Annotated in this window: 26 protein-coding genes; 10 read left to right on the top strand and 16 right to left on the bottom strand. The window is 52.2% G+C overall.

The window, feature by feature from the left end; all coding sequences use genetic code 11:
* Positions 1 to 2: 2 nt before the first annotated feature.
* From J9253_RS04415 to J9253_RS04405, 3 genes are read right to left on the bottom strand one after another with little or no spacing between them, the layout of a single operon-like run.
* Positions 3 to 692 (bottom strand): SGNH hydrolase domain-containing protein, encoded by a 690-nt coding sequence (locus J9253_RS04415; RefSeq protein WP_228291503.1) that lies wholly within the window; start codon positions 690 to 692, stop codon positions 3 to 5.
* Positions 683 to 2,029, bottom strand: coding sequence for an IS4 family transposase (locus J9253_RS04410; RefSeq protein WP_210221796.1), 1,347 nt, complete (start codon positions 2,027 to 2,029; stop codon positions 683 to 685). Before J9253_RS04410 ends, J9253_RS04415 begins: the two co-directional genes overlap by 10 nt.
* Positions 2,030 to 2,052: 23 nt before the next feature.
* On the bottom strand, positions 2,053 to 2,520 hold the full coding sequence (locus J9253_RS04405; protein WP_210223470.1) for an acyltransferase family protein: 468 nt from the start codon (positions 2,518 to 2,520) through the stop codon (positions 2,053 to 2,055).
* 87 nt (positions 2,521 to 2,607) lie between these two features.
* Here J9253_RS04405 and ubiG point away from each other — a divergent pair, with 87 nt between their 5' ends.
* Both ubiG and J9253_RS04395 read left to right on the top strand, forming a co-directional pair.
* On the top strand, positions 2,608 to 3,318 hold the full coding sequence (ubiG, locus tag J9253_RS04400; protein WP_210223469.1) for a bifunctional 2-polyprenyl-6-hydroxyphenol methylase/3-demethylubiquinol 3-O-methyltransferase UbiG: 711 nt from the start codon (positions 2,608 to 2,610) through the stop codon (positions 3,316 to 3,318).
* Between the two features lie 3 nt (positions 3,319 to 3,321).
* A complete protein-coding gene (locus J9253_RS04395) occupies positions 3,322 to 3,897 on the top strand; it encodes a hypothetical protein (RefSeq protein ID WP_210223468.1) in 576 nt (191 codons plus the stop codon).
* On the opposite strand, the gene J9253_RS04390 is transcribed toward J9253_RS04395, so the two are convergent.
* The 3 genes from J9253_RS04390 to J9253_RS04380 all read right to left on the bottom strand — a co-directional run bounded on the left by J9253_RS04390 (position 3,894) and on the right by J9253_RS04380 (position 6,414).
* A complete protein-coding gene (locus J9253_RS04390; RefSeq protein WP_228291502.1) occupies positions 3,894 to 4,553 on the bottom strand; it encodes a 2OG-Fe dioxygenase family protein in 660 nt (219 codons plus the stop codon). The genes J9253_RS04395 and J9253_RS04390 overlap by 4 nt on opposite strands.
* 101 nt (positions 4,554 to 4,654) lie before the next feature.
* Positions 4,655 to 5,635, bottom strand: coding sequence for a tRNA 5-methoxyuridine(34)/uridine 5-oxyacetic acid(34) synthase CmoB (gene cmoB / locus J9253_RS04385; protein ID WP_210223467.1), 981 nt, complete (start codon positions 5,633 to 5,635; stop codon positions 4,655 to 4,657).
* Positions 5,632 to 6,414: an SDR family NAD(P)-dependent oxidoreductase gene (locus J9253_RS04380; protein ID WP_210223466.1), complete on the bottom strand. Its 783-nt coding sequence runs from the start codon at positions 6,412 to 6,414 to the stop codon at positions 5,632 to 5,634. Before J9253_RS04380 ends, cmoB begins: the two co-directional genes overlap by 4 nt.
* A gap of 146 nt (positions 6,415 to 6,560) precedes the next feature.
* On the opposite strand from J9253_RS04380, the gene purH reads away from it, so the two are divergent.
* Positions 6,561 to 8,147 (top strand): bifunctional phosphoribosylaminoimidazolecarboxamide formyltransferase/IMP cyclohydrolase, encoded by a 1,587-nt coding sequence (purH, locus tag J9253_RS04375; protein WP_210223465.1) that lies wholly within the window; start codon positions 6,561 to 6,563, stop codon positions 8,145 to 8,147.
* 55 nt (positions 8,148 to 8,202) lie between these two features.
* Here purH and J9253_RS04370 read toward each other — a convergent pair whose 3' ends face one another.
* The 6 genes from J9253_RS04370 to J9253_RS04345 all read right to left on the bottom strand — a co-directional run bounded on the left by J9253_RS04370 (position 8,203) and on the right by J9253_RS04345 (position 12,669).
* Positions 8,203 to 8,562 carry a hypothetical protein gene (locus tag J9253_RS04370; RefSeq protein WP_210223464.1) on the bottom strand — a complete coding sequence of 120 codons (360 nt, stop codon included), beginning with the start codon at positions 8,560 to 8,562 and terminating at the stop codon, positions 8,203 to 8,205.
* Between the two features lie 87 nt (positions 8,563 to 8,649).
* Positions 8,650 to 9,381, bottom strand: coding sequence for an arginyltransferase (locus tag J9253_RS04365; protein ID WP_210223463.1), 732 nt, complete (start codon positions 9,379 to 9,381; stop codon positions 8,650 to 8,652).
* A 3-nt stretch (positions 9,382 to 9,384) separates the two neighbouring features.
* A complete protein-coding gene (locus J9253_RS04360; protein ID WP_210223462.1) occupies positions 9,385 to 10,089 on the bottom strand; it encodes a Crp/Fnr family transcriptional regulator in 705 nt (234 codons plus the stop codon).
* Between the two features lie 116 nt (positions 10,090 to 10,205).
* Positions 10,206 to 10,862 (bottom strand): Tll0287-like domain-containing protein, encoded by a 657-nt coding sequence (locus J9253_RS04355; RefSeq protein WP_228291501.1) that lies wholly within the window; start codon positions 10,860 to 10,862, stop codon positions 10,206 to 10,208.
* Positions 10,863 to 10,988: 126 nt separating this feature from the next.
* Complete coding sequence (locus tag J9253_RS04350) at positions 10,989 to 12,311, bottom strand: hypothetical protein (protein ID WP_210223461.1); 1,323 nt, start codon at positions 12,309 to 12,311, stop codon at positions 10,989 to 10,991.
* An 82-nt stretch (positions 12,312 to 12,393) separates the two neighbouring features.
* Complete coding sequence (locus J9253_RS04345; RefSeq protein WP_028488841.1) at positions 12,394 to 12,669, bottom strand: DUF3817 domain-containing protein; 276 nt, start codon at positions 12,667 to 12,669, stop codon at positions 12,394 to 12,396.
* Positions 12,670 to 12,892: 223 nt separating this feature from the next.
* Here J9253_RS04345 and petA point away from each other — a divergent pair, with 223 nt between their 5' ends.
* The 4 genes from petA to J9253_RS04325 all read left to right on the top strand — a co-directional run bounded on the left by petA (position 12,893) and on the right by J9253_RS04325 (position 15,812).
* Positions 12,893 to 13,498, top strand: a complete 606-nt coding sequence (gene petA / locus J9253_RS04340) for a ubiquinol-cytochrome c reductase iron-sulfur subunit (protein ID WP_051543114.1) — start codon at positions 12,893 to 12,895, stop codon at positions 13,496 to 13,498.
* Complete coding sequence (locus J9253_RS04335) at positions 13,495 to 14,397, top strand: hypothetical protein (protein WP_210223460.1); 903 nt, start codon at positions 13,495 to 13,497, stop codon at positions 14,395 to 14,397. The genes petA and J9253_RS04335 overlap by 4 nt, the downstream gene beginning before the upstream one ends.
* Entirely contained in the window at positions 14,397 to 15,257 is an 861-nt protein-coding gene (locus J9253_RS04330) for an alpha/beta hydrolase (protein WP_210223459.1), read from the top strand. The genes J9253_RS04335 and J9253_RS04330 overlap by 1 nt, the downstream gene beginning before the upstream one ends.
* Before the next feature lie 90 nt (positions 15,258 to 15,347).
* Positions 15,348 to 15,812 carry a peroxiredoxin gene (locus J9253_RS04325; protein WP_210223458.1) on the top strand — a complete coding sequence of 155 codons (465 nt, stop codon included), beginning with the start codon at positions 15,348 to 15,350 and terminating at the stop codon, positions 15,810 to 15,812.
* 136 nt (positions 15,813 to 15,948) lie between these two features.
* Here J9253_RS04325 and J9253_RS04320 read toward each other — a convergent pair whose 3' ends face one another.
* Genes J9253_RS04320 through J9253_RS04310 form a run of 3 tightly spaced genes read right to left on the bottom strand, consistent with a single transcriptional unit; the run spans position 15,949 to position 19,722 of the window.
* Positions 15,949 to 16,674 carry a cytochrome b/b6 domain-containing protein gene (locus tag J9253_RS04320; protein WP_210223457.1) on the bottom strand — a complete coding sequence of 242 codons (726 nt, stop codon included), beginning with the start codon at positions 16,672 to 16,674 and terminating at the stop codon, positions 15,949 to 15,951.
* A complete protein-coding gene (locus J9253_RS04315; protein WP_210223456.1) occupies positions 16,661 to 17,410 on the bottom strand; it encodes a 4Fe-4S dicluster domain-containing protein in 750 nt (249 codons plus the stop codon). The genes J9253_RS04320 and J9253_RS04315 overlap by 14 nt, the downstream gene beginning before the upstream one ends.
* Positions 17,411 to 17,421: 11 nt before the next feature.
* The gene (locus tag J9253_RS04310; protein ID WP_210223455.1) at positions 17,422 to 19,722 is read right to left on the bottom strand and encodes a molybdopterin-containing oxidoreductase family protein; all 2,301 of its coding nucleotides are present in this window, start codon (positions 19,720 to 19,722) and stop codon (positions 17,422 to 17,424) included.
* Positions 19,723 to 19,976: 254 nt separating this feature from the next.
* Here J9253_RS04310 and J9253_RS04305 point away from each other — a divergent pair, with 254 nt between their 5' ends.
* Positions 19,977 to 20,378 (top strand): NifB/NifX family molybdenum-iron cluster-binding protein, encoded by a 402-nt coding sequence (locus tag J9253_RS04305; protein ID WP_210223454.1) that lies wholly within the window; start codon positions 19,977 to 19,979, stop codon positions 20,376 to 20,378.
* A gap of 4 nt (positions 20,379 to 20,382) precedes the next feature.
* Here J9253_RS04305 and J9253_RS04300 read toward each other — a convergent pair whose 3' ends face one another.
* Complete coding sequence (locus J9253_RS04300) at positions 20,383 to 20,850, bottom strand: hypothetical protein (protein ID WP_210223453.1); 468 nt, start codon at positions 20,848 to 20,850, stop codon at positions 20,383 to 20,385.
* A gap of 204 nt (positions 20,851 to 21,054) precedes the next feature.
* On the opposite strand from J9253_RS04300, the gene J9253_RS04295 reads away from it, so the two are divergent.
* Both J9253_RS04295 and J9253_RS04290 read left to right on the top strand, forming a co-directional pair.
* On the top strand, positions 21,055 to 22,287 hold the full coding sequence (locus J9253_RS04295) for a TsoY family (seleno)protein (RefSeq protein WP_210223452.1): 1,233 nt from the start codon (positions 21,055 to 21,057) through the stop codon (positions 22,285 to 22,287).
* Positions 22,288 to 22,449: 162 nt separating this feature from the next.
* The gene (locus tag J9253_RS04290; protein ID WP_210223451.1) at positions 22,450 to 23,097 is read left to right on the top strand and encodes a peroxiredoxin; all 648 of its coding nucleotides are present in this window, start codon (positions 22,450 to 22,452) and stop codon (positions 23,095 to 23,097) included.
* Positions 23,098 to 23,109 lie beyond the last annotated feature (12 nt).

Below are 23,109 nucleotides of genomic sequence, written 5' to 3'. Positions count from 1 at the left end.
CATCACCGATCCTGCTTCATTGTTTCAAAAGCAGGGCGTAACATTTCTGTCAGCAACAAAGCGCCGCTGGCGGAAAGATGATTATCATCAACATACACTGCCTTTCCTTCGTGGGCAATACGACACTTACCATCTATTCTACAAAGGTACGGAAGCGGATCGAGTAAATGAACACCATATTGTTGGCTTAAGTATTCAAAGAACATGTGTAAATTAGTCGCATTTTCAGAATGAGGATTATCGATCCATACATCTGACTGATTAGCAGCGTGGAGCGCTAGCCATCGAGGTATCTGCCTATCCATAGAGGGAACTTGCAACACAATCCAGACTCTTTTACCTTTAGAAACTAACATAGAAACAGCCTTTTCCATCCCTTCTTGAAAAGCACTCATAGAATCAAGGCTATTACTGGAAAATAAACCTGATCTAATATACCCATCCCAATTTCCTGCTAGAAATATGTTTTTTATAGATTTTTCCTCAATAACCCGTAACATTGACAAGTCAAATTCTTCGCGTTTTTCGTTTGTTGATGACGAAGCCTGAGAAAATTGTACGCTGATTAAAAAAGGAGAGGAACTTGATGATGCCTGAATTCCTTTTAATGCATATTGATCAGCTAACATATTAAAAACTGGAACAATAGAGTTAGCATGACTCCCTCCTCTAACCCATCTCTTTATACACAAATCAGTCCTTCCCCCAATTCACTAGCCATCTGAATCCCATAAATACAGTCCAGCACCCTTGAGTAGCCCAACCAGATACTTTTAGCTCCCGGTTCGCCATCGCATTTTCTGCCCAGAAAGCCCCCCAGTTCTGCCAGATTGCGGATCACTTGATTGAGGGTAGGTATGCCATCGGGCAGTGCTTTTTTGCCGAGCCGGAAGGATACTTTCCATTCCAGCGGGTCAAACACCAGCTCAGCCGGAAGTTCTGGGCAGGTACGCCCCAACCGCATCAGAAACATAATCCGCCAGGCCACCATGATGTAGAGCGCGAGGGCTTTTTCGATGCGCTCTTTAGTGTCCAGTTGCAGTTTTTCGACGCGACAGCCAACTTTCAGGACATCAAAAAACATTTCGATTTCCCAACGCGCCCGATACCAGTCGATGAGTTCACAAGCGGCATCGGCGGTCTCTACACAACGGTTGGTGACTAAACGCCAAATGAGGGGCGATTTTCCGGCGGGTGGGTTGATTTCTTTGGCTTGAACCAAGGTCAATAGCATCGGGTGCTTGCTCTTGGGACGCAGGGTATAACGTAACACCTTGATTTCCTGTACCACTTTGCGGGCTTTTTCACCCTGCTTGCGCGGTTTGGTAAAGGTGATGCGGGTCAACGCCTGTTGTTGCTCAATGGCATCCCACAGTTTGAGGTCATCTCCTAAGGCACGGTTATGTTGCGCCCGTATCAGCAGGTCAGCCGGGTAATCCAAGGCTTGTGCCCGTTTGAGCAAGTCGTAAAAGTCGCTTTCACGGTCGCCCGTATAGATGAGCCGGTGTCCGGGGCAGCGTGCCGCCAGTTCGGCTACCCGTTCATACCCTTCGATCCAGCGACGGCTTTCTTTGATGCTGGGGTTCGCTTGGTCGGCGGCTTTGCTCAAGCCCCGTGACCACATCCACGTATCGGTGATGCCCAACGGCAGGCGTTCCGGGGTGATACACAAGGTCGGATGCAGGTACATCCCGCGTTGCTTATCGTAGGATAACCGCCCCAAGCCCTCGGTTTCCTGTCCATTGAAGTCCAATTCGGTGGTGTCTTGAATGCACAGGATAATCTTCGAGTCTTGTTGACGGATTCGGCACTCTGTCGCTTCAAAGTGGGATGCCATCAAAGCATCATGGCTCACCGCCTCATTCCAGAAGAAACGGTACGTCGCCAAGGTACTTGACCAACTCTGGCAAGCCTTGGGGAGGCTGGATTGGGGCGCTTTCAGCATGGCATTGAGAATATGGGCGGCGCGTGTTTCGAGGCGCTTGTCTCCCAAATCAAGATCGGTGAGTTCGCTAGATGACCAGTTCATAGGTGAAAATTGCTTATCTTACATCAGCTTGGGACTTGTGTATAAGGAGATGCTCCCAATGACCATAGATCTAGCAAAGGATTCGCATCGACTGTTGGGGCAAAATAGTTTCTTGAAGAATGCCAAATACTCATATTAGGTATCATCAAGACAGTTGCTGCCACATGCCGTCCCAAGAGTTTAAAATCCTCTGGGAGTAATACAAACCAACTCAAGCCCACCGTCCCTATCAACATAACAGCCAAGGCAGGCAAGATACGTCGGAATCGGCGCAAGTAAAATGTGCGAAAAGAAAATTTGCCTTCCTGAATTTGCCGTAAGATGATGCCTGCAATCAGAAAACCTGAAATCACAAAGAAAATATCGACACTAACAAAACCACTTGCAAAACCCGGCACACGGGCTTGAAACAACAATCCTGCCAACACCGCGATTGCCCGCAAACCATCAATATCAGGCCGATAGTACGAAAGCCCCGTCTTTGCTACCATGAGACACCCCAGACACCCACTGAAAAATTTCTGGCCAACAATACCGCACATGAACAAGTGAAATCTATATTTATCAGGAAAAACTTGATGATGAACACAACACCCAATGTCGACCCCAATGAAATCCGTAAGTTTGAAGACCTTGCCTGGCGCTGGTGGGATCGCGACAGCGAATTCAAACCGCTGCACGACATCAACCCCTTACGCCTGAATTACATCGACGACCGCGCCCCCTTAAATGGCAAACAGGCCATCGACATCGGCTGCGGCGGCGGCATCCTCGCTGAAAGCATGGCACGGCGCGGCGCACACGTAACCGGCATCGACATGGGCGCAACCCCGCTCGAAGTCGCCGAGTTACACGCCCTCGAATCACAGGTCGACGTCACCTACCGCCAGATCAGCGCCGAAGTCATCGCCGCCGAAGCCCCCGAGCAATTCGATGTCGTGACCTGTATGGAAATGCTGGAACACGTCCCCGACCCAGCGTCAGTGATTGCCGCGTGCGCAAAGCTGGTCAAACCGGGCGGTGATGTATTCTTTTCCACCATTAACCGCAACCCCAAAGCCTTCGCACTAGCCATACTGGGGGCAGAATACATCATGAACATGCTGCCCAAAGGCACGCATGAATACGCCAAATTCATCAAACCTTCTGAATTAGAACGCTGGGCGCGTTCCGTCGGGCTGGAACTACGCAATATCTCTGGTATGACATACAATCCGCTGTTCCAGAGTTATCGTCTGGGAAAAGATATCGACGTGAATTACCTGATGTATTTTAAGAAGGAAATCTGATTAATGCTTGATGCTAAACGACTAATTGGCTTTTTATTAGTCTTGTTCATGATCAATGGCTGTGCTGTTAAGTATGACAACGTAACACTTGCCCAAGATGGCAGCCCGCGCCTGCAACAACTAACCCCTGAGATGAAACAGCGCATTGACGAATTGACCACCGCGCTGATTGCCCTTGACCCCAGCATCATCGACCGGCAGGAAGCACAATCCGTTGCACACGATGCGTTCGTGTACCCTATGTACCTCGCCAACGACTGGGGATTAACTTGGCCGCCGGTCATCCACAATACCTTGCGTAATTCCAAGCAGCGCAAAGCGGGTTTATGTGTCGACTGGGCACGGGCGATGCGGGCAAAAATGCGCACCAAAAACCTGAAAACCTTTGACCTGTATTGGGGTGTGGCTTACAAGGGCAACCCATGGCGGGAACACAGCACCCTGATTGTCACCGCCAAAGGCAAGCCGTTCAAAACGGGCATCCTGCTCGACCCGTGGCGCAATTCTGGCGACCTGTACTGGAATACGATTGAAAAAGATCTCCAATACCCTTGGAAATACTTTGAAGGCCCCGGTTAAACCTTCGCCTTATGGAAGGTCAGTACCAGCACATCCCGCCACGCGGGCTGTGTTGGGTCTGCTGGGCTAATTTCCGTGACACCGTGATACACCGCGTGATCATTCACCAACACCAGATCCCCCGCCTGTTCCAGCGTCCCTTCCCCCAGGGGGTGCATCGTATTGTCGTAAATACGGCTGACACCACCGCTGATATTGTGGCGATCCATCATCATGATCAGGATATATTCCGCACCATCCTTATGAACCCCCTCAGGCGTCGGCTTACCTTGCTGATCCGGGCGAGCAATAATGCGGAACTGGTGAGCCTGAATCCGCCATAACTCCGTAGGACTACGAGAAAATTGCTGCGTCGACCAGCGGATAATTTCTGTCAGCACGGGATTATTCAAAGTCGTTGGCAACCAACCCCGAAAGTGACGATTAAAACCACCGTGAACACGGTTGTAATGGCTACTTTGATAATGTGGCTCATGAGGAAGAACCTCCAACTCATTATCTTTCCAATGAAAAACAGAATAGCGCCGATAACGGTAATTACCACCATCCCGTAAATAGGGGTCGAGCAACAACCCACTCCAACTTTGGCGGAAGCGCTTGTAGGCTTGTCCCATCCGACAAGTCAATTGTTGCTGCAAGCGATTGGTTTCTCCCATCGCGAACATAAACCCAGGTTTTTGCAATAGCGTATCCACTTGGCTCACTTTAATTTCAATGCTTAATCATATTGTAATTTAGTGATATTCCCTTGACCAGATCACGCAGGGGTATTGGCGATAAGCGTCGCACGCCGTGGGGCGGGATACCTCTCCACAGTACGGCAACTATCTAATGGATCAAGGAAATCAGCCAATGACTCCCCCTTACTCCAATCAGTGCAACGTTGTTCCTGCGTACTGGTAAGCGTCACATCAACCACACGAATATGGGTGAAACCCAATCGTTTCAACCACAACGCCAGCATGGGCACGGATGGGATGAACCACACATTACGCATCTTAGCGTAACGGTCATGCGGCATTAGCGCCGTATGCTCATTCCCTTCCACCACCAGCGTCTCTAATACCAATTCGCCACCGGCACGTAAGGCGCGGCGCAATTCCTGCAAATGCCCCAGCGGATCACGCCGGTGATACAACACACCCATCGAAAATACCGTATCGAAACCCTTCTGGCGCAAATCTGGCAAGTCTTCACTCTTCAAAGGCAGCATCCACACCGGGTGATGTTCCCCGGCATAACGTTTCACCAACTGAAATTGCGTCAGAAACAGCAAAGTCGGGTCAATGCCAATCACCGCCTCAGCACCTGCACCGTGCATACGCCACAGGTGATAACCACTGCCGCAGCCCACATCTAATACCAAGCGCCCTTGCAACGGACTCAGGTGCGGCACTATCCGCTCCCACTTCCAGTCAGAACGCCATTCCGTATCCACCTCAACACCAAACAGTTCGTAAGGCCCTTTACGCCACGGAATCAACGCTTGCAGGGATGCCAGCAGTTGCGCACGGGCAAGCGCATCCACCTCCGTTGCTGCACCAATTTGCACCGCACGACTGTTGAAGTCCACGTTATCGGTCTGCAATAGCGGCGCATCAACCAAGGCTTGCTGCCATTCCTGCCATTTGCCGTGCGCCTGTTGCCCGGCAGCTTCCAGTTGCTGTGGCAAACGATCCAGCCAAGGCGCAAGGCGTGAGCCTTCTAGAAAAGGGTATAAGGAATCGGTATCAGTCACATTTCCCCCGCCCACTGTGCATCCGCAGGCTGGCGCTCGAATACCACATGTTCACCGGTACGCTTACCCGCATCAGCACCCAGGAAAAACAAATAAGGCGCAACCAGTGCTTCCGGGCGTGCCACGCTATTGGGGTTTTCGCCGGGGAAATTCAGGGTGCGCATACTGGTGCGTGCTGGCCCCGTATCCACGGTATTGACGCGGATAAAATGTGCCGGGTCTTCATGTTCTGCCGCCAGAATATCGCAGAAGGCATCCATCCCCGCTTTTGCCACACCAAACGCACCGTAAAAGGCTTTATTAGATTCATGGCTAGCGTACACCAGCGCCGGGTCAGCGGACTCTTGCAGCAACGGCAAGCAGGCAGTGGTTAACAGGAAATTAGCGTGCAGGTTCACCATGATCATTTTCGACCATAATTCGGTGTCGTAATGGCTGAGCGGCGTAAAGGTGGAAAGCCAAGCCGCGTTCAGCATCAGCCCATCCAAACGACCCATTTTTTCACGGATAGTCTCCGCAAGGTCATAATAATCCTTGGCTGTTGCACCCTGCATATCCAGCGGGTACAAGGCTGGTTCAGGGTAGCCTGCATTAACGATTTCGTCGTAGGTTTCTTCCGCGCGGCGTACTTCCTTGTCAAGCATGACAATGGTTGCACCGTATTGTGCACAGGCTTTGGCAATCGCCTTGCCCATACCTGCGGCGGCGCCCGTTACCAGAATCACACGCTCTTTCAAGGCATTTTCGGATGGCACATACGCCAGTAAATCTTGCTGCATTCCTGTCTCCGCTGGGGGTTCAAGCTGGAAAAAGGCAGAGTTTAACGCTTATCGGCGCGGGGGTGTAGGGCAAAATGTTGATGTATGACAAGCGATAGTTGTATTGCTACAATAACGGGTTTTTCCACCCCCTGAGACCCCATACGATGACAACTGCCTCCAATCTGCCTGTCACCCGCGCTTTATTGAGTGTTTCTGACAAATCCGGCGTCCTCGAATTTGCCCGTTTCCTGCACAGTCAGGGGGTACATCTTCTGTCTACTGGCGGTACTGCCAAGCTGCTGGCGGATAATGGCGTGCCTGTCACCGAAGTTTCTGACCATACCGGCTTCCCGGAAATGATGGATGGGCGTGTCAAGACCCTGCACCCTAAAATCCACGGCGGCATTCTGGCGCGACGCGGCATGGATGATGTGGTCATGGCAGAACATAATATCGGGCGCATCGACCTAATCGTCGTCAACCTTTACCCGTTTGAATCCACCGTTTCCAAACCCGGTTGTACCTTTGAAGATGCCGTGGAAAACATCGACATTGGTGGCCCCACTATGGTTCGCGCCAGTGCGAAAAACCATGCGCACGTCACTATCGTCACCGAACCCGGTGATTACGCCCGCATTCAGGCTGAAATGGAAGCCAGCGCAGGTTGTGTCACCCCTTCTACCCGTTTCGACCTAGCCATCAAAGCGTTTGAGCATACCGCACGTTACGACGGCATGATTGCCAACTACTTCGGCGCACGGGTCGGCACAGCCAGCCATGAACAACCCGCCACCTTCCCGCGCACCTTCAGCCTGCAAGTCGAAAAGAAGCAGGATTGCCGTTACGGTGAAAACAGCCATCAAGCAGGCGCGTTCTACGCCGAATACAATGCCCCGGCAGGCAGCATTGCCACCGCGACCCAGATTCAGGGCAAGGAACTGTCTTACAACAATATCGCTGACACCGATGCGGCGCTGGAATGCGTCAAGCAATTCGACGGTGCACCGGCTTGTGTGATCGTCAAACACGCCAACCCTTGCGGTGTGGCCGTCGGCGCGAACTTGCTGGAAGCCTATAACCGCGCTTACAGCACTGACCCTGAATCCGCCTTCGGTGGCATTATCGCCTTCAACCAGCCGCTGGATGGCGAAACCGCCAAAGTCATCGTCGACCGCCAGTTTGTTGAAGTGATTATTGCACCGGGCGTCTCCCCTGAAGCCGTTGCAGTCGTAGCTGCCAAGAAAAATGTGCGCCTGTTGACTATCGAGCAGTGGAGTGGTGAAGTTCCCGAGCGTCTGGATTTCAAACGGGTAAACGGCGGCCTTCTGGTACAAACCGCTGACCTTGCGTTGCTGGATGAACTGAAAGTCGTGTCTACCCGCCAGCCCACTGAAGCGGAATTATTGGATCTGCAATTTGCCTGGAAAGTTGCCAAGTTCGTCAAATCCAACGCGATTGTCTACGCGAAAAGCAATATGACGATCGGCGTGGGCGCAGGACAAATGAGCCGTATCAACTCAGCGCGGATTGCAGGCATTAAAGCCGAACATGCGGGGCTGGTCGTACCGGGTTCAGTGATGGCATCGGATGCGTTCTTCCCGTTCCGTGACGGTATCGACAGCGCAGCAGCAGCAGGTATCAAGGCGGTGATTCAGCCGGGTGGCTCCATGCGCGATGAAGAAGTCATTGCAGCAGCAAACGAGCATGGCATGGCGATGGTGTTTACTGGGATGCGCCATTTCCGCCATTAATAAAATCAATAACAAGGTGGGGGGGGTGAATGATTTCCCCTCTACTTTTAAGCCATCAGAACGGTGCGTGGAAAAGCTGGCGGATGCCTTTTTTCATACGCTCACTCGCCGTTTCGGACTGGTGTTGCGTAGCAGCGAACACTTCGCGAGGGGTATAGCCAAAGGTTTCATTGAACATGGCGAAGTCGATCCTGAAGCTTTCGCCTTCCACATAATAAGACAGCAACTCTACCAGAGGCATTTCCCGGTCATTGTGTGGCCTAACGGTTTTGATGAAACCTTGACGGCTTAGTTCAGTCGTGGCTTTGATCAGGCGCTTGCGGTTATTTTCATCCACTACATGCCAGACAATCAAACCACTTTCAGGTGTTGCTTGATCATGATCAATCGCATTCAGGGTAAATGTCTTAATCATCGTTGTATTCCCGTGACCCGCCAATAGCAGCAAGCTATCATAAAATTTATGAATGATACAGTTTTTTAATGAACCAACGATGAACAACTATGCGCCTGCGGGTGGTAATCTCACCCAATTGCCATTAAGCAAACCCTCAATGGGCTGGAAGCGGGTTTTGTAACACATTTTCGGGGACTCGGCGATCCAGTAACCGGGGTAAACAAACGCCAAACCACGCTGGCGTGCATACTCAATTTGCCACAACACTGCAAACGTTCCCAAGCCCCGAGCCTCCCCGGCTTCAGGGTCGAAAAAGGTGTAAACGGATGATAGCCCGTTTTTCAATTCATCTACTGCTGCAACCGCCAGCAGGCGCTGATTATCCCAAAATTCGACCAGCGCTGTCTTACACCAGTCAGCCAGCAGAAAACCGGCAAACGTTGTAATGCTATCGGTATCCATGCCACCGCCTGCATGGCGCTGGCCGATATAGCGACGGTACAAGTCATGGTATTCGGGTTTGAAACGGTAGCGGTGAATAATCACCTGCAAATCTTGATTGTGTTGCAGGTTACGCCTCTGAGAACGGTTGGGCTTGAAATCGTTAACCGGGATCCGGCTGGAAACACAGGAACTGCAACCTTTACAATGCGGGCGGTAAACATCCGTCCCACTACGCCGGAAGCCGCTGTCCAGCAGCCGCCCGTACAAGTCGGCCGTCATGTGGTAACACGGGTCAACCAGCAGGTTCACCGCTTCACGATCAGGCAAATAAGGGCAAGGATGCACAGCGGTGATGTACAGGTTAAGGCTTGCTTCCGCTGACATCCGGTTCATGACTTAGCAGCTCCCATTAGCACAAACGGCTTTACGCAAGCCATCAACATTTTCCAGTTGGATACTGCCGCGCTGTTCATTGAGAAAGCCCTGACGCTTCCAGTCAGACAAAAAGCGGCTCACGGTTTCAATCGTCAAGCCCAGCAATTCACCCACTTCTGCCCGCGAGAGCGGTAACGGAACCCAGCCACCGTTATTGTTTTCACACCAGCGGATCAGGAAAGAGGCTAGGCGCTCAGCGGCTTTTTTCGCCCCCAACTCCAGCATCATGTCTTCAGCCTCACGCAAATGTTGAATCCAGCGCTTCATCATGGTGTTTTCAATTTCAGCGTTTTGTTTTTTCAGCTCCGTCAGTTCAGCCAGCGGCAAACGGCACACTTCAATTTCACTCAAGGGGATGGCGGTATGGTTATAAGATTCCCCGGCAAAACCGTCGAAACCAAACAAATCGCCAGTACGCAGCACCCGCACAATCTGGGTACGCCCATTCGGCAGGGTTTTAATCAGCTTAACCAAGCCTTTGCGCAAGGTGAAGGCATTCAGGGAGGCATCCCCCTGATAGTAAACCGTTTCATCGGCAGCATAAGTCACCACAGACGGCTGAAACGCCTGTATTTCAATCAAACGATCCATCGGCAATTGGGCAAAAATGCTCAAATGCCGGATCTGGCAGGATTGGCAGTGTCCCCTGCCTTTAAGATTTGACATACCCTCTCCTTAGTTTTGTGCTTCCGCCACGGTCAAACGGCCAGTGTCAATATTACTGTGTTCGACCTTGAGAACAAAGACTAAGTGTATGGAGAGGGTATAGCAAGAAGCCAGCGTTACTGCGTGAGATTTTTCACAACAACAAATGCACCGCGCAAATCACCGGCATTGTAACCTGTGGCTTTGTCTTCAGGGTACAATTCAGTCAATTTGGCTGTTACCGCTGGGCTAAGATCTGTGCCGTGGCACTTCAGGCATACTTCAGCCGTCGGGATAGCTTTCATGAAACGGAATTCACCGCCCACGACTTCAGCATGAGCCAGCGTTGCCGGGTCTGCACCAGCGGCTTTCTTGGCTTCAAAATCATTCAGCACGGCGGTTTGCCATTCGTTGGGCTTGCCCATGACCGGGTTGCGGTTTTTCAGGCTGACACGGCTGACTTGCAGACCTTTTTCCGCAGAGACTGCCTTGGCAATTTCTGGTGCTCGGGTATTGCAAATACTCATCGCTTCTACTGGGCCACCGGCTTTCATGGCGGCTTCCAGTTCACCCTTGAGTGTGCCGCCCAAAGCTTGTACGGCTGACTTGGCTTCTTCTGTCAGGGCAGCCTGATCAACCGCTGGGGCAGCCGCTTGCTGTGCAGTCGGAGCTACTTGCTGTGCTTGTTCAGCCGCTTTTGGGGCTTCTGCCGGAGCTTCAGCTTTCTCGGCTTTTTCGCCACATGCGCTTAGCAATACTGCCAAGCTAACCATTACTACATACTTGTTCATCATGATACCTTTTAGAAAAACAACCTAAAACATTGCAAACAAACTGCCTAAAGCGCGGCTTGCTTGCATTGAAAAAAATCAAAAATTATCCACTATCCCAGCTTCATCCGGGATGAACAGCAGGTTAATTCAGTGATTGTGATGCTCATGCCCGCTATCCAAACGCCACTGGTATTGCAGCATAAATTGGTCAAACGTTTTGTTGACGGCTTCAGTACGCCCATCGCCATTGGTGTCTTCACCCACATCAACATTATTATGCGCAATCTCCAACCGTAGTTGATGCTGTTTAGCAGCCTGCCATGTTGCTGCAACTGTATTGCGCTTCATGTCATTGAAATAGCTGGTCTGAGTCGGGAATGGTGCAACACTGGGGCGACGCGCCTCATGCGTACCGCCTACCCGTTCATGGCGCAAACCTACCTGCCACTTTGGCGCAATCTGGTACGTACCTTGTACCGAATAAGCGTCTACATGCAAATCACGGGGCTGCCCCAGCAAATTCGGTTTGTCCTCATGAAAATTGAGTGTCAACGCCTTGTTCTGGTAGAGGTATTCCCCCTCAACCTTGAAGTTGCCCACGTCGCCAGCTTTACCAGCAGCGTGTGCATACGCTGCACTGGCACTCCACATCTTGGCCTTACCACTCAGCCCGTGGTCGGCCTCGTTAATGCCGGGGTGGTATTGGTGTAATTCCTGATGCTGGCTGGATTTCAGGTAAGACACCCCGCCGCTCAGGGTATTTTTCTCATTCAAGTCTTTTTCTGCCTTGAGGTAAACATGCGAAACTTGAGGGAAATCAGGCTTTTCCGGGAAATTGATGTCGGCGATTCCACCTTTACTGGTAAGGTAAGCAGTGACGCTCGCTTCCTTGGCAGCGACGCCACGATTACCGCCATCCAACAGCTCCACGCCTGTTGTCAGGTGCGTTCCCGCAACGTCTGGCTGCCATTCCAGTTGTATCCCTTTTTCGACCAAACCGCCATCCAATAACATCTGCATTGGCAGGTTTTGCTGCACAAAATCAGCCTCATGCGGGTGGATATTGTTCGCGCCAAAAGCACTCAACAACTTGCCCGCTTTGATGCTGGTATTGGCGGGCAGGTGGTAACGTGCCCATGCTTCTTCCAGCTCAGCCTCACCTGTTTCCGGCAGGATCACCCCCTTGATACTCCCATCCAGCTTGTCGCTGGCTTCCCAAGTCAAACCAGCCTCGATACTGCGAAGATGTAACCCTTGTTCCAACCCACTGCCGTGCGAATGGCCTTCATGTCCTGCCCCGCTATCGCTGTGCACGTTGTAAATACCAAGGGCTTCTGATGCGTAATTGCCTGCATCACCGCCTTCCGAATCACCATACAGCACAGAATCAACATACAGCATGGGTTCAAGCTCCAGCGCTGAAGCATTCGCCGATAACAGCAATAAACCTGAAGCGATTTTTCCTTTCATTTTTCCACTCTCTTATTTGCAACCAAGTTGCGCTTTATAGCATGGAAAAATCGAAAAAGGACTTGCGATTTCGCAATCGATGTCAGAGTTTGCGAGGTTTCAACACTTTGTGCTCAAACACAAAACTGCCGAAGGGAATGAACGCAGCAAACAAGCCCATCCCCAGTTGTGACACATTCAGGTGCTTGCCCGCGAAAAAAGCCAGCAGGGTCACGACATAAATGATGAAAGCTGCACCGTGGATGGAACCCATCAGTGTCACCGCTTCAGGATAACCAAACAAACGTTTGGCAGGAACAGCCAGAAATAGCAGCAATAACAAGGTACTGCCTTCCAAAATAGCAATTTTACTCAACATAAGAACTCCCATTAGCCCTGATTAAACGTTCAGAGTGCAGATTTTCCGAGTATTTTACGTTGATTTTTCTAAATATGTGCAAAATCAAAGCATACGCTCATGACAAAAATCAATCGAAAAAATCTTTGCACCAGTTTGCCATTTTTCAATGCGGGTGATGACGTAACTGAGTAGTTTGCTTGGTTATTACCTTATTTACAGCATTTTCTGGAGCCTTTTGCACATGACAACTATTGCCATCAATGAATTCAACCCGACACGTCGCCGCCTGCTGGTCGCGGCTACTTCCGTCGTCGGAGCCGCAGGCGTAGCCGCTGTTGCTACCCCTTTTATTTCCTCATGGCAGCCTAGCGCCCGTACCCTCGCGGCGGGCGCTCCCGTGGAAATCAACATCAGTAAAGTAGAGCCGGGGCAATTGCTGCGTGTTATCTGGCGCGGCAAACCCGTTTGGGTCGTGAATCGCACCGATGAAATGCTGGCAAACCTGCCGGGTAACGATGCCAATTTGCGCGATCCCTCCTCAGAGGTTGTCGGACAGCAACCGGCTTACGCCCAAAATGCACACCGTTCCATCAACCCGAAATATCTGGTACTGGTCGGCATTTGCACCCATTTGGGCTGTTCCCCTACCTACCGCCCGGAAGTTGCGCCCGAAGACTTGGGTGCGGAATGGAAAGGCGGCTGGTATTGCCCTTGCCACGGTTCACGCTTTGACCTTGCCGGGCGGGTTTACAAAAACGTCCCTGCTGCGACCAATCTGGTTGTACCGCCTTATTACTTCAAGGATGACTCCACCTTGTTGGTCGGCGAAGACGGGAAACTTGCATGACATTATCCAGCAGCCAATCGCTTGCGCTTGCTGGTATTGCATGGGCAAGCGCCTTGCCCGCTCATGCGCTGGAATTGCGCTACGGCAGCGGTGATTTCGACATGGGCATGGCTGCCCCCTTGGTCAGCATGGATGCCACGCTGTCCGTGGATACTCTGACCCTCGCCGAGCCGCATAAAAATCTGGGTGATTCGCGCCTGTATTACCAGTTCCGCGCCGATTATTTCGATTCGGATACGGTCAACAAAATGACAGACTTTTCTAGCCTGCCGTTACGCACCAAACTCCCCGGCGTCAACAGCAGCCTTACCGATCTGGTGGCGGATAACACCCCGTTACCCGTGCCTGCGGATTACCGTATCCACGGCCTGAATGTGGATGTGGGCATGGGCTATGATATGGTCAAAACCCCCAAAGGGCATATTGGGATGGGCGTAAATACCGGCGTTAGCACACCTTTCATGGAAGTGCGCAACTTCAAGCTGGCGACCGCCAACTTCGTCATGGATGCGCTGGATACCTTTGACACCGACATTACCACTTACAAAGCCGGGGTCAGCGTGCAAGGCAGTTATCAAGCTACCCCCTGGCTGGAAGTTGCTGGTGGCGCATCCCTCAACCATCAAACCGGGGAAATGGATAACGGCATCATCGGCTCAGGCATTGATATGGAGGGCACTTATCGCACCGTCGAAGTGTCCGCCAAAATCAGACCAGCAGCATTACTGCACCAGCCGACACTGAAAAATGCTTTCATCAGCATCGGGCATACCCAAAGCCGCTGGGATTACGATAGCGCCGAGGTGACTACCCCGGTCGGTGCCTTCAATGTTCCCGGCGTGATGGATGCAGACTTTGAGCATTCCAGCACCTTTATCGGCGCGGGTTACGACTTCTGATGACCTTGGCGTTGCTAGCCGTCGGGGTCATTGCCCTGTTCATGCTGGTGATCCACTGGGGGTTCCGCGCACCGCGCCAACGGGAACAGGGAACCCCGCAGGATCACGGCTTTGCCTTTGAGCAGGTGTGGATTCCCAGCGTCGCGGGCAAACGCTTGTTTGCGTGGTTCCTGCCTGCCGGGAATGCCGAGCAAACCATCATTATCCTGCACGGCTGGGGCAGCAATGCGGAATTGATGTTACCCATCGCCGCGCCTTTGCGCCGCGCAGGTTTGAACGTGCTGCTGTTGGATGCGCGTAACCACGGGCAAAGTGACGCACACAGCTTTTCTTCCCTGCCACGCTTTGCCGAAGATTTAGGGCACGCTATCGACTGGTTGCAAACCACGCACCCGCAAGCCTGTAGCAAGCTGGCGTTGTTGGGGCATTCGGTGGGCGCTGGGGCGGTGTTGCTGGAAGCCTCGCGGCGTGCTGACATTAGTGCCATTATCAGCCTTTCCGCTTTTGCGCACCCGGAATGGGTTATGCGCCGCCATTTGCAGCAAATCAGGCTACCCGGTGCAATCATCTGGTTGGTGAATCGCTATGTCCAGTGGGTCATCGGTCACACGTTCAGTAGCATCGCCCCCATTAGCAGCATCTGCAAAATACACTGCCCCTTGCTGTTGGTGCATGGCACGGCTGATCAGGTTGTCCCTCTCGCTGATGCGCACGCCATGCTTGCCCATTGCAGCCGCGACAACATTTCCCTGCTGGAAGTAGCAGACGCCGGGCACGCATCCGTCGATAAAATAGAGCAACATGCAGCGGACTTGCTGGTGTTCTTGCAACGCGCCGGTTTCAACGTCTCGGCCGACTAAAAACCCCATCGCGCACCTCCGCATTCGTCCACGGAAGCTAGGTCTTATACAATGCGGCGAATTCCCCTGTCTGTATACGGAGATTCCCTGATGTTACTAACCAACCAGCCCGCCCCTGCTTTCAGTTCCCCCAACCAGCACGGCGATACTGTGTCACTGGCCGATTTTGCAGGCAAACAACACGTCGTGCTGTACTTCTACCCGAAAGACGACACCCCCGGCTGTACCATCGAAGCCAACGAATTCACCGCACTGGCGGCTGAATTTGCCGCGCATGACACCGTTGTGATCGGCGTGAGCAAGGATGATTGCGGCAGCCATCAGGCATTCATTGAGAAGTTTGGCTTGAAAGTGGATCTGTTAGCCGATACTTCTGGCGAAGTCTGTAACGCTTACGGTGTGTGGCAGGAAAAGGAAAAGAACGGGGTGAAAAAGATGGGCATTGTGCGCTCCACCTTCGTCATCAACAAGGCGGGAATGCTGGTCGAAGCGCTGTATCAGGTTAACCCACCGGGACACGCCCAAGCCATGCTCGATGTGGTGAAACAGCTTTAGGATGTTTCCCTTTTTTCGCCGCCCTACGCCGCGCCTGACGCATATCTACCTTACGGCTCAGGGTGGCGGGGAAATTGTACTCAACAGCCTGATCAAAGCTCACCACCCCAATCAGGCTAATCCGAAAAATCCCGGTTCAGACTTTCCCTTCGCGCTGCAACTCCGCATACCACAACGGATTATGATGCTTGATGAAAGCCACTTCCGCCTCACCCGACTTCATTGTTTCCAGCGATTCCGGCTCCTCCACCACGGCGAAATAAATATGCGCCACCAGCCCCAGCAACACCAGCAGCACCGCCGCCACATGGATCACCAATGCCCAGCGGAACGCCAGCCCAAACAGTGCTGAACTCGAAAACTCAAACAGCATCGGTGCAAAGAACAGATACAACCCGGTCACAGCAATCCCCACCGAACAGACAATAATCATCGTTCCCAACAGCCGCTGCGCCCCATTGTAACGCCCCTGCGGCGGCACGGATTTGTTCTTCAACAAGCCAAACAAATGCGCCAGCGTAATGGTCATGGAACTCAAATCCGCAATGGCCGCTTTCGGCGTCAGTACCAGCACGTTTTTCAGGAAGGGCAGCACCACCCGCTTGAAATTCAGCAGCGCATAGAGTGCAATCACCCCTGACCAGACAATGCCGCCAATCGCGTGCATCAAGGCCAGATTGTCATTGCCACCCAACAGGTTCTGCATGAACGTCGGCCAGAACGCCGGAGCCAGCCGCACAAAGTCACCGGAGATAATCCCAAACCCGGTCAGCACCAGCGCCAGCCAGAAAAAAGCGTTGAACCAGTGGATGAAAATCACATCTTTGGTGCGAACCTTGATGGTCGATTTAGTGCTGTTCATGGCTACTCTCCTTTGCACTCACATCTTTGCGGCGGTCGACCAGTTTCTTGATACCTGCGCCGAGGAATACCGCCATCATCCCGCCGATACCGATCGTACCGAGCGGATTCACAATGTTTTCAATCGCCTTACCTGCCAGATGACGCTCTTTCAGTTTCGGCATCACGTCGGCAGGAATCGCCTTGCCAGCGGTGTAGTAATAATGGTTGGGGCCGATGTTGACCTCATCCGTCACCAAACGCTGCCATTCCTTTTCCTGCAACAGTTTGGAAACCTCGGAGTTCGGGTCATTGGCATCGCCGAAAATCAGCGCATGACCCACACAGGTCTGCACGCAAGCAGGCTGCAAACCCTTGTCGATACGCGGCTGACAGAAAGTGCATTTGCTGATGGTGTTAGTCACAGGGTTTAACCAACGGGCATCATACGGGCAAGCCGGAACGCACAACTCGCACCCGGAACAAGTGCTGTCGTCCACCAGCACAATGCCGTCTTCACGTTTCCACGACGCGCCGGAGGGGCAAACCTCGACGCAAGGCGGGTCGTCACAATGCTGGCAACGTCCGGGAAAAACCTGTAATTCTGGCATCCCTTTATCGTTCAGGTATTCGACCTGTTTGACCCAATCGCGGGAATAGCCCAGCGGGGTATCCCACTCGGCACGGCAGGCGACTTCGCACGCCTTGCAGTCGATACAGCGGGTGGTATCCGCCAGCATGACATATTTCGCAACCATGATATTTCTCCTTATGCCTTGCTGAGCGTGACCATGGATGTGCCCATGGAAATGCTGCCAATGTGTTTTTCGCGGGTGTCCGAAGCCAGCAATGAATCTGACAAGCCTTTACCGACCGCCGTGGTCATGCGCTTGTCCCAGTGACCAAAACCGTGCACCGTGAACACCGTATCCGGGCGGATGCGGGGCGTGACCTTAGCCTTGATCTTGCCGCCGCGCCCTTTGGTGTCCTGCACATCCACCATGTCGCCGTTGGCAATGCCGAGTTTTTCAGCCGCTTCGGGGTGTATCCACAACACGTTTTCCGGCATGAAATAGTTTAGCCAGATATTGTCCTGAGTACGCGCATGGGTGTGGTAGCCGACCCGCCCGAAAGTGAAATGGAACTGCCCCTCTTGAGGGCGTGGCTGCTCCTCCCACTCAATCGCGTCTTCCATGCCCAAGGCTTTCAACTGGCTGGGAATCAACTCGACCTTGCCGCTTGGAGTCGGGAAGACTGACTTACCGCCGTTTTCACGCGGGAAGTTGATGGCCGGGTCAGCAGGTTTTTTGATGATGCCTTTTTCCCTCAGTTCAGCCAGCGAATACCCGGCTTTTTTCAGGCGGTCATCCAGCATGTCGGCGACGGTTTCGTGTGGGAAATAGGCTTCCAGACCCATGCGCTTGGAGAGTTCCTTGCAGATGTCCCACGAACCTTTGGTGCCGTGCAACGGCTGCATCGCCGGTTCGCGCAGGGCAATGAAACCTTCGCGTGCGCCGCCAATTTGCAGGTCATCGTAGCGCTCCAGATAGCTGGCTTCCGGCAGCAGGATGTCGGCGTAGCTGTTCATTTCGTTGGGCATCACGTCGGCGGCGACGTAAAAATCCATGTTCACCAGCGCTTTGCGCACGGTGTCGTAGTCGGTGCTGTTGGTGAAACCGTTACCGCCTGCGGTCAGCAGTGCCTTGAGCGGATACGGGTCTTGTTCCGCCATCGCCCGCCACATTTCGTTGGTAAGGCCGTATTGCGGGTTGGCGAGTGGCCAACGGCCTTGTACGCCTGCACCGTCGGCGCGTTGCACCTTGCCTTCTTCATCGGTAGCGAAGGGGTTTTGTGCGAAATCGAAATCGCCGCCGGTTTCGCTGCGAGCTACGTGGGCGTGCGGGAATTCCGGCAGATCAATTTCCGGCACTTTGATGGTTTGCGGGGTGAAAATGCCGCCCTTGCGATCCCACACCCCGAACAGCGTGTTGAGGATGGTGATACTCATGCCAGTGCCGAGATCGTTAGCGCTGCGGGTAAGACGGCGCGGGCTGTAGACGAAGACGGCGGGGGCTTTCTGCGCCATTTCCAGGGCAATACGGCGCACGGTTTCTGCCGGGATGGTGGTGATTTCTTCCTGCCATTCCGGGGTGTATTTCTCGACCCTAGCGGTCAGTTCATCCAGCCCGTCAACGTATTCAGCAACAAACTGCTTGTCGTACAGTTCACCTTTAATGACGGTATGAATCAGCGCCAGCAGGAAAGCGTGGTCGGTCAACGGGCGAATAGCCAGCCATTCGTCAGCCTTGGAGGCGGTCACGGTGTAACGCGGGTCGGCATAAACCACTTTCGCGCCATTGGCCACCCCGTCGATCCAGCCGAGGGTTTCGCCGTTGTGCAGCGATTCGGTGACGTTGCGCCCCATCATCAGGAAGTATTTGCAGTTTTCCAGATCAATGGTTTCGTTGCCGGTCAGGTTGCGCCCGGTAATGACCGTATTGGAAACACCACGCGGCCCACAGCACAGGCCGAAAACCGGGCTGGTGGTATTGGGTGTGCCGAAGGCGTGGGAAAGGCGGTGATAAGGCTTTTCCCACGTACCGTGACCGATCATCACCAGCGCCTGCGGGCCGTATTTTTCCTTGACCTTATTGAGCTCGTGCGCCACTTTGTCGAGTGCTTCGTCCCACGGAATCGGTCGCCAGTTGTTGTCACCGCGAGCACCGACACGTTCCTGCGGTTGTTTGAGACGGTTGGGGGCAAACGCGACCTGAATACCGGCGTTACCCTTACCACACACGACGCCACGATTGAGCGGGTGCTCCGGGTTACCGTCAATCTTGAAGGCTTTGCCGTCGCGGGAACGTACTTTCAGCCCGCAGCGCCAGTAGCACATGTCGCAGAAACCCCAATGTTCCTCGTAATCTTTCAGGGTTTCGAGGTCATGGGGTGCGTTAATGCGTGCTTGCGCATCAGTGGTGAGGGCAGCGGCAGATAATGCGGTAGCGCCCGCCATGCTTTTCAAAAAACCACGGCGCGAAACACTACCCGGCTTGTCAGGGTTGTGCACAATTTACTCCTAGCGAACTGTTTAGCGGTTGTAATATGGTTATTTTGCACTGATACAAACCCCAGTACTTTGATCAACTTCAAATAATGCACACTATTCATTTGACTTAAATCAAATAACCTATGGTTTTCTGAGAAAAATTGAGAAAAATCAATCGAATCATTCAATTCCAGATTTTGCTTTTGATCAATGCCGTGCTGCGGCATAACCTAGTAAGTTAATCGGAATTGAATAACCTTAATGAGGCAACTCCCATGAATATTGGTCCACTAAAAATTGGTGTCAGCAGCCAGAACTTCCGTACAGTTACCGGTCATGCAGGCAAAGGTCGGCGTTTTATGGTGTATGAAACCACTAATGCTGAAGAAATACTGGAAATCGGGCGGCTGGATTTACCCAAGGAAATGTCATTGCACGAATGGAACGGTCAGGGCGAACACCCACTGTTTGATCTCGACATCCTGATCACGGGCAGTTGTGGCGACGGTTTTATCCGCAAGATGGGCAGCCGTGGCGTGCAGGTCAGAGCCACTTCCGAAACTGATCCGATCACAGCAGTCAAAGCCTTACTGGCTGGCACTCTGCCGGAAGCGGCACCACATGATCATGCACACCAGCATGGTGATGACGATCATCACCATAGCCAGCCTCATTAAACACTCAGAAATGCTGTGCCAACGTGGCTTCATCGTTAACGAACAGAATTTTCTCGACCTTGCCTGCCTTCACTTTCAGTAAGGTAACGTGATCCTTCTGGCGCGGCATGAAGGCCGTGTCCAGAGCGTCATGCGCCAGCAAAATGCTGTAAGGACGTTCCTGCATTTTGGGAATGGCAAACATTTGGGTGATCATGCTCGGCATCCCGCTGATGTCAGCCAGGAAATAGGCTTTTTTACTATCGAGAAAAGCCTTGTCCTGTTTAAGCAGGTAAGTATTCACCAAATCAGACGCAGGCTTTTCAATCGTAAATAACAAGGTCTGTACATCTGCGGCGACCGTGACCGCTTTATCGTGCTGATCTTTCAGCGTAATCGTGGGCAGACTATCACCCACCTGCAATTCTGCCGCGAACACGCCGCTATTCATGCCAAGGCACAACAGTGCCACTAATAATAATTTCTTCAACATAAAAACCTCTAAAATCTAAGGATTAACATTAACAGTGGATAAGCAGCAAGCATGGGGCTTATCCGACTGTATTGCTTTGATATTTTTTAAAAATTCACGCTTTTGTTGCCTATTCATGGGTAGTTTTGCGATTTTACAAAACAACGTCGATTGGAAAAAATTATTATTCCCACATCTTTGATTTTGTGACTGGAGAACATAGACATGTTCAAATTACGCAGTAAATTAGGGGAAGAGTATTCCCCTCTCTATTTTCTATCCGCATTAGGGGCAGGTGGTGCGGTCATTACCTTCTTCATGTACCTGATGTTCATGACCCCGCACGAGGGTTTGCCGCTACCGACATGGGAAACCCTGCAAGCCATCCTTCAGGGCAACAACCCTGTGATGCAGACATTGGTAGTCATATCCATGTTGGGTGTCATCCTGCTTGCGCTGCTGCATGTGCGCCTGCTGGTGTGGAACATCCGTGAATACCAGTATTTCAAGCGCACAGAAGCCTTTCGCAAATTGATGAGCAGTAATGCGGAAGTGCAATTGATGGCGATTCCCTTGACGCTGGCCATGACCATCAACGTCGGCTTCATCGTCGGGGCACTGTTTGTACCGGGGCTGTGGTCTGTCGTGGAATACCTGTTCCCGCTCGCCATCCTCGCGTTTGGTATCGTGGGCTGGTACGCCGCCCGCATTTTTATCGACTTCATGAGCCGGGTGTTGGTGACAGGCCATTTTGATTGTTCCAGCAACAATAACCTGAGCCAGATGCTGGCGATCTTTGCCTTTGGTATGGTGGGCGTTGGCTTTTCGGCATCCGCCGCGATGAGTACCGTTCCGCTCACTTCCGGGATTGGCTTCATGCTGTCACTGCTGTTCATCAGTACGGCGGGGCTGTTGGCAGCCACCAAACTGATCCTGGGTTTCCGAGCGATGTTGGAATACGGGATTGATCGTGAATCTTCGGTGACGCTGTGGGTCATTATCCCCATCATCAGTGTCAGCGGAATCGCGCTTTACCGTCTGTCGATGGCCATGCACCACAATTTTGGCCTGCATATTGAACCCATCCAGAGTCTTGGCTTGCTCAGTGTCCTGATCAGCGTACAAATACTGTTTGCACTGCTGGGCTACGTGGTGATGAATAAAATGGGCTATTTCAGCGCTTATGTGTTCGGCAAGGAGAAAAGTGTTGGTTCTTTTGCCCTGATTTGCCCCGGAGTAGCGGGTTATGTGCTGGGCTTCTTCTTCATTCACATTGGCTTGGTGGGCACTGGCTTACTGGCAAAGAACTCGCTGGCCTACTTCTTTCTGCTGGTTCCGCTGGTCGTGTTACAGATCCAGACCTTGATGACAATGTTCAACCTCAACAGCAAGTTGTTGACACGGGAAAAGACGGTTCAAGCCTACCCTGACGTTTCCAGTCGGCCAGAAAACGGCTGACATGAAAACAAAAAATAGATCGTTTCGATTCAATTATTCCATTTTACAAAAATATCAGCATTTAATAATATGCTTATCAACAACAGTGAAATGCCTGAAACCCAGAGCATCGCCACTGGATATTCTTCACCTGAAACATTTGAACTAACAAGGAAACAAGACATGGAAACGACAAACACAACACCTTCAATGCCACGCATCAACGAACCTGCGCCAGCTTTTGAAGCCCGCACCACGCACGGTGTCAAAAATCTGAATGATTACAAAGGCAAGTGGTTGGTACTGTTCTCGCATCCGGCGGATTTCACCCCGGTATGTACCACTGAATTCACTGCATTCGCCAAGCGCCATGCGGATTTCCAGAAGCTGAACTGCGAACTGTTGGGTCTTTCCATCGACAGCTATTACAGCCACGTCGCATGGGTGCGCAACATCAAGGAAAAATTCGGCGTTGAGATTAAATTCCCGATCATTGAAGACCTGAGCATGAACGTTGCCCGCGCTTACGGCATGATCCACCCCGGTGCTGGGGATACTTCAGCAGTACGTGCGACTTTTATCATTGACCCGAATGGCATCATGCGGGCAATGGTTTACTACCCGATGACCAATGGGCGTTCCATTGATGAGTTTTTGCGGCTGGTCGCTGCCCTGCAAACCTCTGATGAACATAAGATCGCCACACCAGAAGGCTGGCAGCCAGGTGACAAAGTTATCGTTCCGCCACCACAGGATGTGGACGCTGCCGAAGCTCGCATGAACGAAGGCTACGAATGCACTGACTGGTACTTCTGCAAGAAGAGCTTGTAATTTATACTTGAG

This window comes from Thiothrix litoralis (assembly GCF_017901135.1).
GTDB classification, from domain to species: Bacteria; Pseudomonadota; Gammaproteobacteria; order Thiotrichales; family Thiotrichaceae; genus Thiothrix; species Thiothrix litoralis.
This window is presented reverse-complemented; position numbering and strand designations above follow the sequence as displayed.